9 protein-coding genes are annotated in these 13,194 nt (G+C 63.1%); 7 read left to right on the forward strand and 2 right to left on the reverse strand.

All coding sequences use genetic code 11. The features are described 5' to 3' along the window. The first annotated feature begins 62 nt into the window (after window positions 1-62). The 3 genes from AC2CQI_RS21915 to AC2CQI_RS21925 all read left to right on the forward strand — a co-directional run bounded on the left by AC2CQI_RS21915 (window position 63) and on the right by AC2CQI_RS21925 (window position 4,611). Window positions 63-2,963, forward strand: a complete 2,901-nt coding sequence (locus AC2CQI_RS21915; RefSeq protein WP_484577865.1) for an aminotransferase — start codon at window positions 63-65, stop codon at window positions 2,961-2,963. A gap of 143 nt (window positions 2,964-3,106) precedes the next feature. Further along, complete coding sequence (gene aguA, locus AC2CQI_RS21920; RefSeq protein ID WP_075804952.1) at window positions 3,107-4,216, forward strand: agmatine deiminase; 1,110 nt, start codon at window positions 3,107-3,109, stop codon at window positions 4,214-4,216. Window positions 4,217-4,410: 194 nt separating this feature from the next. After that, complete coding sequence (locus tag AC2CQI_RS21925; protein WP_075804951.1) at window positions 4,411-4,611, forward strand: hypothetical protein; 201 nt, start codon at window positions 4,411-4,413, stop codon at window positions 4,609-4,611. Window positions 4,612-4,770: 159 nt separating this feature from the next. Here AC2CQI_RS21925 and AC2CQI_RS21930 read toward each other — a convergent pair whose 3' ends face one another. After that, window positions 4,771-6,858 carry a TonB-dependent receptor gene (locus AC2CQI_RS21930; RefSeq protein WP_484577866.1) on the reverse strand — a complete coding sequence of 696 codons (2,088 nt, stop codon included), beginning with the start codon at window positions 6,856-6,858 and terminating at the stop codon, window positions 4,771-4,773. 470 nt (window positions 6,859-7,328) lie between these two features. Between AC2CQI_RS21930 and AC2CQI_RS21935 the strand changes: the two genes are divergently transcribed. Beyond that, window positions 7,329-8,609, forward strand: a complete 1,281-nt coding sequence (locus tag AC2CQI_RS21935) for an OprD family porin (protein WP_484577867.1) — start codon at window positions 7,329-7,331, stop codon at window positions 8,607-8,609. Between the two features lie 368 nt (window positions 8,610-8,977). Then, complete coding sequence (locus AC2CQI_RS21940) at window positions 8,978-9,229, forward strand: helix-turn-helix transcriptional regulator (RefSeq protein ID WP_484577868.1); 252 nt, start codon at window positions 8,978-8,980, stop codon at window positions 9,227-9,229. Between the two features lie 27 nt (window positions 9,230-9,256). Here AC2CQI_RS21940 and feaR read toward each other — a convergent pair whose 3' ends face one another. Then, window positions 9,257-10,195 (reverse strand): transcriptional regulator FeaR, encoded by a 939-nt coding sequence (feaR, locus tag AC2CQI_RS21945; protein WP_484577869.1) that lies wholly within the window; start codon window positions 10,193-10,195, stop codon window positions 9,257-9,259. A 227-nt stretch (window positions 10,196-10,422) separates the two neighbouring features. On the opposite strand from feaR, the gene AC2CQI_RS21950 reads away from it, so the two are divergent. Then, a complete protein-coding gene (locus AC2CQI_RS21950) occupies window positions 10,423-11,838 on the forward strand; it encodes an APC family permease (RefSeq protein ID WP_484577870.1) in 1,416 nt (471 codons plus the stop codon). Between the two features lie 33 nt (window positions 11,839-11,871). Then, a complete protein-coding gene (locus tag AC2CQI_RS21955; RefSeq protein ID WP_484577871.1) occupies window positions 11,872-13,173 on the forward strand; it encodes an NAD(P)/FAD-dependent oxidoreductase in 1,302 nt (433 codons plus the stop codon). The last annotated feature ends 21 nt before the right edge of the window (window positions 13,174-13,194 follow it).

Consider the following 13,194-nt stretch of genomic DNA (forward strand, 5'->3'; position numbering starts at 1 on the left):
ACTGCACTTGCTTAATGGCAGGGCTGATGGCGATATAGCGCAAAAAAACCGAGGTCTCCGCCATGCCCCTCAGCACTCTTCTCAGCCGAGCAAGCCAGCCTTGCCCCACCCTTAGCGAACGCCAGGCCCGCGCCTTGCTCAACCAGCACTATGGAGTGGATGGCGCGCTGCAGGCGCTGGGCAGTCAGCAGGACCTGAATTTCCGCGTCGACAGCGCGCAGGGTCGTTATGTGCTCAAGGTCTGCCATGGCAGTTATTCGGCAGTGGAACTGGAGGCCCAGCATGCAGCCCTCGGCTATTTGCGCGAGCGCGGTGTGCCGGTACCGGCGGTACGGGCGACGCTGTCCGGTGAGCAGTTGCTCGCGCTGGACATCGATGGCCAGAGCGTGCGCGCTCGCCTGCTCGACTATATAGACGGCCAGACCCTGACTCGGATCAAGCACCTGCCGCCGCGCCTGATCGCCGAGCTGGGCGCCCTGTGTGCCCGGGTCGACCGGGCCCTCGCCGACTTCAGCCACCCGGGCCTGACCCGCACCCTGCAATGGGACCCGCAGCATGCCCAGGCGCTGATCGCCCACCTGGTGCCGGTGCTCGCCGAGGGCCCGCGCAAGCAACGGGTGCAGGCTGCCGCCGCCCAGGCGCAGGAGGCACTGGCCGCAGTGCAGGCCGACCTGCCGCGGCAGGCGGTGCATCTGGACCTCACCGACGACAATGCCGTCTGGCAACGCGACGGCGAACGCGAGTGGCAGTTGCAGGGCGTAATCGACTTCGGCGACCTGCTGCACACCTGGCGCATCGCCGACCTGTCGGTGACCTGCGCCGCGCTGCTGCACCATGCCGAAGGCGATCCGCTGCGGATCCTCCCGGCAGTGGCCGCCTATCACGCCATCAACCCGCTGACCGAGGCCGAACTCAAGGCGCTCTGGCCGCTGATCGTCGCCCGTGCCGCGGTGCTGGTGCTCAGCAGCGAGCAGCAGGTGAGCGTCGAGCCCGGCAATGCGTATATCCGCGACAACCTGGCGCATGAATGGGAAATCTTCGAGGTCGCCGACAGCGTGCCGTTCGCCCTGATGGAGGCGGCGATCTTCCAGGCCGTCGGCCTTGAGCCTGAGTGCTCGCTGCCGGGCAATTGCCTGCCGCTGGTCGCGGGTTTGAGCGGGCAGGCGGTGAACCGGGTCGATCTCGGCGTGCTCAGCGAGCATTTCAGCGCCGGCAACTGGGAAGCCCCGGGCATCGACCAGCAACTGCTGCTGCAAACGCCGGCCCCGGCCTCTTCGCTGTATGGCCAGTACCGCCTGTCCCGTACCCATATCGATAACCCGCGCGAGCCGGAAACCTTCGCCTTGCAGGTGGAGCTGCATCTGGCCCAGGGCACCCCATTGGTCGCGCCATTCGCTGGCACCTGGCAGGTCGATGGCCCGAACCGCGGCTGCCTGCAGGGTGCGCAGCTCAGCCTGTGGCTGTGGGGCTGTGGTGACGTGCTGGCGGACGGGCAAGCGGTCGAAGCCGGGCAGGGCCTCGGGCAAAGCGGCGACAGCCTCACGGTGCAGCTGTGCCGGGTCCCGGGCCTGCGACCACCAGCCTTTGTCGTGCCCTCGCGGGCCGGGGCCTGGCAGGCGGTCTGTCCGTCGCCGGCGGGTTTGCTCGGTTTTGACTGCGATGCCGCGCCCCTGGGTGATGCGCAAGCCCTGCTGGCGCGCCGCGACGCCAGCTTCGCCCGCTCGCAGAAGCACTACTATCAGCAGCCGCCGCAGATCGAGCGTGGCTGGCGCAATTATCTGATCGACCTGCAGGGGCGCTCCTACCTCGACATGCTCAACAACGTCGCCGTGCTCGGCCACGGTCACCCGCGCATGGTCAGCGAGGCCGCAAAACAATGGTCGTTGCTCAACACCAACTCGCGCTTCCACTATGCAGCCATCGCCGAATTCTCCGAGCGCCTGCTGGCCCTGGCACCGAAGGGCATGGACCGGGTGTTCCTGGTCAACAGTGGCACCGAGGCCAACGACCTGGCGATTCGCCTGGCCTGGGCCGCCAGCGGCGGGCGCGACGTGCTCAGCGTGCTGGAGGCGTACCATGGCTGGTCGGTGGCTACCGACGCGATTTCCACCTCCATCGCCGACAATCCGCAGGCCCTGACTACAAGGCCGGAGTGGGTGCATCCGGTGACCGCGCCGAACACCTATCGCGGCAAATACCGCGGCAGCGACAGCACCGCCGACTATGTGCGCGATGTCGATGCCACCCTGGCCGAGGTGGACGCCACCGGTCGCCAGCTCGCCGGCTTCATCTGCGAGCCGGTGTACGGCAATGCCGGCGGCATTCCACTGCCGCCGGGTTATCTGCAACAGGTCTATGCCAGGGTCCGCGAGCGCGGCGGGGTGTGCATCGCCGACGAGGTACAGGTTGGCTACGGGCGCATGGGCGAGTGGTTCTGGGGCTTCGAAGAGCAGGGCGTGGTGCCGGACATCATCACCATGGCCAAGGGCATGGGCAACGGCCACCCGCTGGGCGCGGTGATCACCACCCGGGCCATCGCCGAGGCACTCGAAGCCGAGGGTTACTTCTTCTCGTCCGCCGGCGGCAGCCCGGTCAGTTGCCGGATCGGCATGGCGGTGCTGGACGTGATGGCCGAGGAAGGCCTGTGGGAAAACGCCCGTGAGGTGGGCGCTTACTTCAAGGCGCGGCTGCAGCGCCTGGTCGATGAATATCCGCTGGCGGGCGCGGTACACGGTTCCGGTTTCTACCTGGGCCTGGAACTGGTGCGCAGCCCCGATACCCTGGAGCCGGCCAGCGAGGAAACCATGATCCTGTGCAATCGCCTGCGCGACCTGGGGATCTTCATGCAGCCCACCGGCGACTACCTGAACATCCTCAAGATCAAGCCGCCGATGTGCACTACCAGGGAAAGTGTCGATTTCTTCGTGGACAGCATCGCCCGGGTGTTGTCAGAAGAGCTCTAGCGCCGTGAATCGAAGCCGGTTAAGTCGATTTGTATCGGTTTAACCGGCTTTTTTAAGTGTGATGATTTTATTTCACGGCTTTCATTGTCGATATTTATCGGATATAAATTCGTTCACTTGAACATCCACCAAGGTTCGCCCCCATGAAGACTCTGAGTTCTACTCCCCGTGCCGATGGCTTCCACATGCCCGCCGAATGGGCGCCGCAAACCCAGGTCTGGATGATCTGGCCGGAGCGTCCGGATAACTGGCGCCTTGGTGGCAAGCCGGCCCAGGCGGCCCACACGGCTGTGGCCAAGGCCATCGCCCGTTTCGAACCGGTGACCGTCGGCGTGTCTGCCGCGCAATACGAGAATGCCGTGTCGCGCCTGGCCGGCGAGCCGAATATCCGTGTGGTCGAACTGAGCAACGACGACGCCTGGGTGCGTGACACCGGCCCGACCTTCGTGATCAACGACAATGGCGAAGTGCGCGGCGTGGACTGGGGCTTCAACGCCTGGGGCGGCTTCAATGGCGGCCTGTATGCACCGTGGAACCGCGACGAGCAGGTGGCCGGCAAGATCATGGGCCTGGAGCGTAGCGAGCGTTATGTCACCGAGGGCTTCGTGCTCGAAGGCGGCTCGATCCATGTCGATGGCGAAGGCACCCTGATCACCACCGAGGAATGCCTGCTCAACGCCAACCGCAACCCGCACCTGAACCGCGGGCAGATCGAGGACATCCTGCGCGACAACCTCGCCGTGGACACCATCGTCTGGCTGCCGGATGGCCTGTACAACGACGAAACCGACGGTCATGTGGATAACTTCTGCTGTTACGTCAGCCCGGGCGAAGTGTTACTCGCCTGGACCGATGATTCCAATGACCCCAACTATTCCCGTTGCCGTGCGGCCATGGCGGTGCTGGAAAGCCAGCGTGATGCCAAGGGGCGGACCTTCGTGGTGCACAAGATGCCGATTCCGGGCCCGATGTACGCCACCCAGGACGAGTGCGACGGCGTCGACATGGTCGCCGGCAGCCAGGAGCGCAGCCCGTCCTCGCGCCTGGCCGGGTCCTACGTGAACTTCCTGATCGTCAACGGCGGCATCATCGCCCCGAGCTTCAACGACCCGGCCGACGCCGAGGCTAGAGCGATCCTCGCGCGCCTCTTCCCGGATCACGAAGTGGTCATGGTGCCCGGTCGTGAACTGCTGCTGGGCGGTGGCAATATCCACTGCCTGACCCAGCAGCAACCGGCGCCGGTAAAGCGTTGATTTGACGTCAAAAAAAAGCCCGTCTCCGGACGGGCTTTTTTGTGCCCGGACGACGGCCGGCGCTCCCTGATGGCATAGCTTTTGTATTAATTCCAATGTTGTAACAAGAGATGGACGGTCTGTGTTTTCCCACGGATTTGTCACAAATCTTGAGTAATTTGCTCAACTCACGCCTCTGGGGGAGTACGTGTGAAATGAATACTGCACGTGAGTTGGCTTCGTACCCGACTGTCATGAACCATGAAGCGCTTCAGGTATTGGCGCAGTGGTTGAAACACAATGGACCAATCCGGGTCAGGAAGACCGATCCACGGCGGCTGCTGGCGGAGCGTTATCCGGCAGGGCTGATGACCGAGGCCGAGCTCGATGCGCTGGCGGGCATCTGGCACGGCTGAGGGGAGAAGGTTGCAAAAGGAAAGGGCGATGCCGGGGAGGCATCGCCCTTTTTTGTGGGTGTTCTTCAGGGCCTCATCGCTGGCAAGCCAGCTCCCACAGTGACCGCGTGCGCCGCTGAACCTGTGGGAGCTGGCTTGCCAGCGATGAGGCCCGAGAGGTCAGAAGCTATAGGTCCCGGTCACCACCAGGCTGCGAGGATCACCAAACTGGATCTGCGCCGCACTGGTCGCCGACGCGTAGTAGGTCTTGTCGGTGATATTGCTCAACGCCGCCCGCACATCCCAGTCCCTGGTCCGGTACCCGGCCAGTGCATCCCAGGTGCCATAGCCCGGCAGCACGATGCTGTTGCGGGTATCGGCATAACGCTCGCCGACGAAGGTCAGCCCGGTTTCCGCGTACCAGCCCATTTCCGGCTTCCAGGTAATGAACACGCTGCCATTGCGCTTGGCCACATCGGAAACACGGTTGCCGGCGTTGCCTTCGGTGTCGTCGACGATGATCGCATCCTGCAGGCCGATGCCGCCGCGTACATACCAGTTGTCCGCCAGTTTCCCGGTAGCGGTCAGCTCGATGCCGCGGGAGCGTTGCAGGCCGGTCAGGATCCACTTGTTCGGGTCGAGCAGGTCGCGGTTGCGCCGGTTGTAGAGTTCCAGCTCATACACGGCCAGGGTGGTGCTCAGGCGCTCGTCCAGCCAGTCGCTCTTGACCCCGATTTCCTTCTGCCGGGTGGTTTCCGGATCGGTCTCGTTGGTGTTGCCCGCCGCACCCGGGGTGATGCCGATCAGGCCGCCGCCGGGTGGCGAGAAGGTCTTGCTCCACGAAGCATAGAAGGAGTGTTCCTTCCACGGCGTATAGACGATGCCCAGGCGCGGGCTGGTGCCGGTGCTGTCCTGTTTTTCGCTGCGACCGCTGACCTTGCTGGTGGTGTCCACCTCGAAACGGTCCAGGCGCACGCCGGCGAGGATCTGCCATTCATCGTTAAGGCGGATCTGGTCCTGCAGGTACAGGCCGCGGCTGCTGACATCGGTGTGGTTGTTGCTCGAGATGTTCATGCGCCCGGTGTGCTGCACCGCGGGGTTGGGGTTGAAGGCGTTGACCGACGGCACGTTGCTGCCGTTGCGCAGCAAGGAATTACGCCGCTGCTCGCCCAGCTCCAGGCCGATCAACAGTGTGTGCTCCAGGCCCCAGGTGTCGACGCGGCCCTCGGCTTCGAGGTTGTTGAACAGGTTGCGGGTGTTCAGGTCCTGCTGCCAGCGCTGCCGGGTGACCAGGTGGGTGGCGGGGACATAACCGACCAGGTAAGTGTTGTCGAAGTCACTGTCCAGGGTGATCAGGCCGAGGGTATGGCGCAGTTGCCAGTTGTCGCTCAACTGATAGTTAAGGCGTGAGCGCAGGGACTCGGTCTTGTCATCGATGTAGTCGCGTCCGCTGTCGCCGTAGGTGGTGCTGCGGCTGACGTCCAGCGGCCGGCCGGTCAGCGGGTTGCCGGGGATACCGCGATCCGGGGTACGGTTGTAGCGGCTGTATTCGTACTGCACCAGCCAGTTCAGGTCCGGGGTCAGTTGCCAGCTCATTGACGGTGCGAACAGTTGGCGGCTGCCGTCGACGCCATCGCGGAAGCTGTTGTTGTCGCGCTCGCCGAGGTTCAGGCGCAGGCTGATGTTCTCGCTCGGGTCGGCGCTCAGGTCGGCATACAGGCTGCGCAGGTCCTCGCTGCCGCCCTGGACTTCGATGCTGGAACGCCGTCCGGCCTCCGGCGCCTTGCTCACCCGGTTGATGATCCCGCCCTGGCTGCCCCGGCCATAGAGCACGGCGGCCGGGCCCTTGAGCACTTCGACCCGCTCGATGTTGTGCAGGTCGCGCACGTACTGGCTGTCGTCGCGGATGCCGTCCAGGTAAAAGTCGTTGCTCGCGTCGAAGCCGCGGATGCGCACGCTGTCGAAACGGGTGTCGGCGCCGCTGCTGACGTTGGGCAGGCCGCTCAGGGCCTTGCCCAGCTCGTTGGTGCCGTAGTCGAGGACGTTGCTGGTCTTGATCGCATCCACCGCCTGCGGCACATAGCGCACCGGGGTCGAGGTACGGGTGGCCGTGGTGACCTCCTTGACCCGCGGATCATCGCGTTCGGCCTCGCTGTCGGCGGTGACCGACACTTCAGGCAGGTTGGTGGTGGCAGCCATGGCCAGGCTGGAGCCGAACAACAGGGAAAGCCCCAAGGAAAGGGGAGAAAGGCGGCAGGGGGAAGGCATGTGGGTGGATATCCGGCGATGTTTTTGGATGTTTTGAAAACTCGCGGATGATAATGCTTGGCATTTGCAAACGTTAATTCTTTGTAGGAAATCTCCTCGGCTATTTGTATCTAAATGTCTCCAGGCTGAATCCTTTCTGTTTTACCGAAATTCCTGACGTTTCCGGCAATTTCCTACAGTTCTCGCGACCGAATCCCTTTTCGGATAGAAGAAATTCCGACGATAACGCAGAAAAACATGAAATTTGCCATCATCTCTTCACGAACTTTTGACATGTCGTTCTGCCCGCGGCTAGGATTCGGACCCTGCGCCTGCAGGCCGTTCGGCCAAGACACTAATAATAAAAGGCCCGCTGCGATCACTCGCATGCGGGCCTTTTATTTTCAGTCCGTGAGCGTCAACCCACGCAGGGGGCGTGGTTCTGGCGTTTGGCTGCAGTGCGTATCAAATCACGTAATAAGGAAAACAAGATGTTGAAAACCCGGATCAGTCTGCTCGCACTGGGGCTCATGGCCGCTACTCAAGCAATGGCCAACGATCAAGCCGAGTCGAAAGGCTTCGTCGAAGACAGCACCGCCAACGTGCTGCTGCGCAACGGCTTCATGAATCGTGACAAGAAGCACGACACCAACGACCAGCGTCAATGGGGCCAGGCTGCCATTGCCAAGTTCTCCTCTGGCTTCACCCAGGGCACCGTTGGTGTTGGCGTTGATGCCTTCGGCCTGTACGCCGTGCGTCTGGACGGTGGCAGCGGCCACAACGAAGGTGGCGGTATCGACTTCTTCAAGCGTGGCGACAGCGGCAACGCCCAGCACGACATCGCCCGTGGCGGTGCAGCGGTCAAGTTCCGTGTTTCCAACACCGTGCTGAAGTATGGCGACCAGATGCCATCCCTGCCGGTCCTGCAATACGACGACGCTCGTCTGTTGCCAGAAAGCTTCACCGGTACTTCGATCAACTCCAAGGAGATCGAAGGCCTGGAGCTGAACGCCGGTCGCTACACCCGCGAAGCGCGCAAGTCCACCGAACAGCGTGACACCGACCTGAAGTCGATCAACGTCTTCGGCGGTAGCTACAAGTTCATGCCGAACCTGACCGCCTCGCTGTACACCTCCGATGTCGAAGACGTGCTGAAGAAGCACTACCTGGGCGTCAACTACGTCCACGCCATCGCCAAGGACCAGTCCCTGACCCTGGACTTCAACGGCTACAAGTCGGACATCGACAAAAAGTACGTACAGAAGGCCAGCCTGACCGGTGACAGCAACACCATCTGGAGCCTGGCGGCCACCTACGCCTTCGGCCCTCACTCGTTCACCCTGGCGCACCAGCGCAGCACCGGCAGCACTGGCTACCAGTACGGCTGGTACCAGAATGGCGCTGGCGTGGGTGACGGTGGTTCGACCATCTACCTGGCCAACTCCTACTGGTCCGACTTCAACGCTGAAGACGAGCGTTCCTGGCAGGTCGCCTACGGTCTGGACTTCGGCGCCTTCGGCGTACCGGGCCTGACCTACAACATCGCCTACGTGCGTGGTGACAACATCAACACCCACGGCTATGGCGAAGGCACCGAGCGCGAGATCTTCAACCAGGTCAAATACGTCGTACAGGAAGGCCCTGCCAAGGACCTGAGCCTGAAACTGCGTGGTTCCTGGCTGCGTACTTCGGAAAGCGTCCGCCTGAACGGCTACAACGACGACGGCAACGAAGTCCGTATCTTCGTCGAGTACCCGATCAGCATCTTCTGATTCTGATTTTGAGGTAGGAAAAGGGGCCGCTGATGCGGCCCCTTTTTTGTGTGCCATGCACAGAGTGCGAGCTGGACACAAAAACCTGTAGGAGCTGGCTTGCCTGCGATGGACTGCGCAGCGGTCCCAAAACCATCCCGCACGAGTTCAGTGCCCTATCCGGTCCCGGATTCGGTGTGCCGGGTGGATCGCATCAATCCAGAATGTCCGGTGTGGCAGGTTTTGGGACCGCTCTGCGGTCCATCGCAGGCAAGCCAGCTCCTACAGGGTTCCTCGCCGACTGCAGGGAATGAGCCCGGCACCATGCTTGTAAGGTCATCAAGTTACGTCTACGTTACATAGACCCCTGATTGTTACGTATATGGAACATGGACCCTGCTTTCCTGACCTATCGCCTTTCCAAGCAGATTCGCCAACGCCGTCTGAATCTCGGCATGACCCAGGCGGATCTCGCCAACCTTGCAGGTTTGACCCGCCAGAAAGTCATCGCCGTGGAAAAGGGCAGCCTGTCAGTTGGCATGTACGCTTACGCCAAAGTGCTTGGCGCGTTGGATTGCGAACTCAAGGTGCTTCCGGCGATGCTGCCTACCTTGGACGAGGTGCATGACCTGTTCGATTGATCGGGGCTCTCCAGCGGTTGCGCCTTTTTACCCCCGCCGCCCCCGATACTCACTCGGCGACACCCCGAACGCACTCTTGAACGCCCGGGAAAAGTGGCTCAGATCCTTGAACCCCCAGCTCAGCGCGATATGGGTGATCTTCACCTCGCTCTGCAGGATCGCTTCTGCGCAGCGGCTCAGCCGGCGCTCAAGCAAGTAGCGCCCCACACTGGTCTCGAACTGGGCGAACAACCGGTGCAGATTGCGCACCGAAGTCCCCACCGTCGAAGCAATGCGTTCCGGGCTCAGGGTTTCATCCGCCAGATGCCGCTCGATCACCGCCTTGGCCTTGGTCATCAGGGCCGGCGGTGGCGTGTCGACAGGCTCGCTCTGGCGCGGCGTCAGTACCGGGCGCAGCAGGGCGAGGATGGCGTCCAGCACGGCCTCGGCTTCGCTGCTGGCCAGATTGCGGTTGTCCACCAACTGGCTCATCAGCATCGCGCTCATGCCACCAATCGCCGAAGTCGCCTCGATACGCTGGTTCAGGCGCAGGCGCTGTTCCTTGAAACGCTGCAATACCTCGCTGCGCGGCAGGATCACTGACACCTGGTCGCTCAAGCCACGAAAGTAGAAATCGCTCGGCCGCGCCACATCCAGCAGCACCAGGTCGCCCCGGTCCAGGCGGGTTTCCTGGTCGCTGTGGCGGATCAGCGCTTCGCCATTCAACTGCATCACCAGGTAGAAGAAGTCCTTGTCGTCGCCGCGTATATCCCGCAGCGAGCGGTGCACGTGGGAGCAGTTGCTGGTGATGCGCGCCCCCTCGATGCGGCTGCGCCGGCTGTCCAGCGCGGTGACCGCGCCCTGGAAGCTGGTGATGCGATCTGCGGGCGGCTCAACATGGAAGGTCCCGCAACTGCTGGCCAGATCGCCGTGCCAGACCTCGAAACCCTCGCGCCCTTGAAACAGATTGGCGTGCTGCAGATTCATGCGTCACCTCGGGCCGGCTGATACCGGTGTTGTTCTTGTGGTGCGTCGTCCAGGCTGGCGCCGAAGCTTTTTCATATTTACTAACATGTTAATCACTTTATCAAGTTGCCCGCCGCGAACCGCGACGGCTGGCACCCCAAACCAAGCGCCTGGCGCTGTGAACAGTGGTCGCGCAACGGAGCAGGGCTTTTAATCGAGGCTCATCTTCCGCCACTGCGTAACCGGCCATGAATAACAACAACAGCCAGCATTTGCAGCAAACCTTGCGCTGGACCGATGCCTTCGCCCTGTCGATGGCGGTGTCCGGCTCCATCTTCGCCTCCTTCGGCTTCGCCCTTGGCGTGCTTGGCCCGATCGGCGCCCTGGCGCTGTGGGTCGGTTCGGCGACCATCGGCGCGTGCCAGAACTGGATCTTCCTCGAAGTCACTGCGATGTTCCCGGACAAGCCCGGCGGCATCGCCATGATCGCCACCGAAGGCTGGCGCCGACGCTGCACCCTGGTCGGCCCGCTGGCGTCGTTCGGCTACTGGCTGGGCTGGTCGGCGGTGCTGTCGATCGTCAGCGTCAGTGCCGGCGCGCTGATCCAGGCGCAGTGGTTCGCCGACCAGACCTGGAGCTACAGCTTCGGCCCGCTCAGCGTCGGCCTGCCGCAAGTGATCGGCGCCGGCCTGTTGCTGGTGTTCTGGCAGTTCAACCGGCTTGGCGTGCATATGGCGGCATCCGTTTCCAAGTACATGGGCGCGCTGTTGCTGGTGCCGATCCTGGTGCTGGCGGTGTCGCCGGTGTTTGGCGACGGTTGGAGCTTTGAGCGTTTCCGTCACGCCCTGGACGAACCGCTGGTGCTGGACTGGAGCTTCTGGCGCACGGCGCTGGTCTGGTTGTTCCTGGTCAGCTGGAGCGCCTACGGCACCGAGATGTGCGCCGCCTTCGGCCCGGAATACCGCAGCCAGCGCGATATGCGCCTGGCCCTGCTGACCTCCGGCACCTACACCGTGCTGGTGTTCGCCGCCGTCGCCTTCGGCCTCGGCGGGTTGGTGGACCGGGAAACCGCATTGGCCAACCCCAGCGGCTTCTATATCGATGCCTTCAACGCCGTGGTCGGCAACGGCTTCAGCGACTTCTTCATCGCCGCCTTGCTGGTCGGCCTGTTCATGGGCCTCAACGCCGCCCTCGCCGACGGTTCCCGCGCCCTCTACGGCATGGCCCTGGAAGGCCTGACCATCCGCCAGCTCGGCACCCTCAACAAGCACCAGGTGCCGGGGCGCTGCATGAGCGTGGCGGTGGTGCTCAACCTGGCGATGATCTTCCTGCTGTCCTCGCCGCTGGCCATGCTGGTGACCGCCAATATCGGCTACCTGGTGGCGATCTTCTTCGCCCTGTCCGGCTTCATCCTGCTACGCCGAGATGCACCCGACCTGCCGCGCCCGGTGCGCCTGGGCCGTGGCTGGATCCCTGTGGCCTGGGTACTGAGCCTGTTCACCGCCGCCGTGGTGGTGGTCGGTACCGCCTCTGCCGAGCTGGCGGGCTACGGCGGCATCAAGGAAGTCGCCACCGGCATCGGTGTGCTGCTGCTCTCGCTGGTGCTCTACGCCGTTCGCCGCCTGCAGGATCGTCAGGCTGGCGAAGGCGCGATATCCCGTTAACCGCTTCCCGCATGACAAGAACAAGGTGACCCCATGCTGTCCGTCGAAACCCCTACCACCTACTACACCGCTACCCGCAAGTACGACCTGAAGTTTCCTGATCTTGAGCAGGATCTGGACGCTGAAGTTGTCGTCATCGGTGGTGGTTTCTCGGGGATCAACACCGCCCTGGAACTGGCCGAGCGCGGTGTCACCGATATCGTCGTGCTGGAAGCGCGCTACCTCGGCTTTGGCGGCTCCGGTCGCAATGGCGGGCACATCATGGCCGGCATCGGCCACGACCTGGAGAAGATCCGCAAAAGCGTCGGCGACGAGGGCTTGCAGGCGGTGTTCGAGATCAGCGACCTCGGCTCGTCCATCATCCAGTCGCGCATCGCCAAGTACGGCATCGACGCCGATTTCCGCCACGGCTACGGCTACCTCGGCTTCAACAAGCGTCAGGGCAAGCTGCTGCAGGCGTGGGAAAAGGAGTTCAAGCAGCTCAGCCCGAACCACGACATCGCCTACCTGGAAGGCAGCGAGGTGCGCAGCATCGTCGGTTCGGATATCTACACCTGCGCCCTCAAGCACATGGGCAACGGCCATCTGCATTCGCTGAACATGCTGCTGGGTTCGGCCAAGGCGCTGGTGGCGCTGGGCGGGCGGATCTACGAAAACACCCCGGTGCTGGAAGTGACTTACGGCGACACCATCCATATCCGTACGGCCAAGGGCTCGGTGCGGGCGAAGAAGATCCTCTGGTCCTGCGGCGCCTTCCTCGACCGCATGGAGCCGGAGCTGGACAAGAGCATCGTCAATACCTACGCCTTCCAGTTGGTCACCGAGCCGCTGCCGGAGGCTTTGATCCAGCAGATCAGCCCGATCCGCGGGGCGTTCAGCGATATCCGCCCGGTCATCGAGTACTACCGGGTGACCAACGAAAACCGCCTGCTGTTCGGTTCGGCCACGCGGCTGCTCGAATACATCCCCAACGACCTCAAGGACTGGAACCGCCAGCTGATGCTCAAGGTGTTCCCGTACCTGGAGCCGGTGCGCATCGACCTGGCCTGGGGCGGGCCGATGGAGTGCACCGCCAACCTGTTCCCGCAGATCGGCACCTTGCCGGGACGGCCCAATGCCTACTTCGTCCAGGGCTACTCCGGCTTTGGCGTGACGCCGAGCCATGTCATCAGCCAGGTGGTGGCCGACGGCATGACCACCGGCTCGCGGCACTGGGACGTGATGAGCGCGATCCCGCGCACGCGCATCCCGGCCAAGGACCGCCTGCGCAACCTGATCTGCACCTTCGGCAAGGTCAGCCACCAGCTTGCGGGCTACCGCAACGGTCGTCGCTGACCGCCGACGCCTTTTCCCGAC

This window comes from Pseudomonas sp. P2S-1, from assembly GCF_057197725.1.

Excerpts from the sequence above, each read along its gene's own strand:
- AC2CQI_RS21915 (WP_484577865.1), top strand. The coding sequence starts at position 63 with ATGCCCCTCAGCACTCTTCTCAGCCGAGCAAGCCAGCCTTGCCCCACC.
- aguA (WP_075804952.1), top strand. The coding sequence starts at position 3,107 with ATGAAGACTCTGAGTTCTACTCCCCGTGCCGATGGCTTCCACATGCCC.
- AC2CQI_RS21925 (WP_075804951.1), top strand. The coding sequence starts at position 4,411 with ATGAATACTGCACGTGAGTTGGCTTCGTACCCGACTGTCATGAACCAT.
- AC2CQI_RS21930 (WP_484577866.1), bottom strand. The coding sequence starts at position 6,858 with ATGCCTTCCCCCTGCCGCCTTTCTCCCCTTTCCTTGGGGCTTTCCCTG.
- AC2CQI_RS21935 (WP_484577867.1), top strand. The coding sequence starts at position 7,329 with ATGTTGAAAACCCGGATCAGTCTGCTCGCACTGGGGCTCATGGCCGCT.
- AC2CQI_RS21940 (WP_484577868.1), top strand. The coding sequence starts at position 8,978 with ATGGACCCTGCTTTCCTGACCTATCGCCTTTCCAAGCAGATTCGCCAA.
- feaR (WP_484577869.1), bottom strand. The coding sequence starts at position 10,195 with ATGAATCTGCAGCACGCCAATCTGTTTCAAGGGCGCGAGGGTTTCGAG.
- AC2CQI_RS21950 (WP_484577870.1), top strand. The coding sequence starts at position 10,423 with ATGAATAACAACAACAGCCAGCATTTGCAGCAAACCTTGCGCTGGACC.
- AC2CQI_RS21955 (WP_484577871.1), top strand. The coding sequence starts at position 11,872 with ATGCTGTCCGTCGAAACCCCTACCACCTACTACACCGCTACCCGCAAG.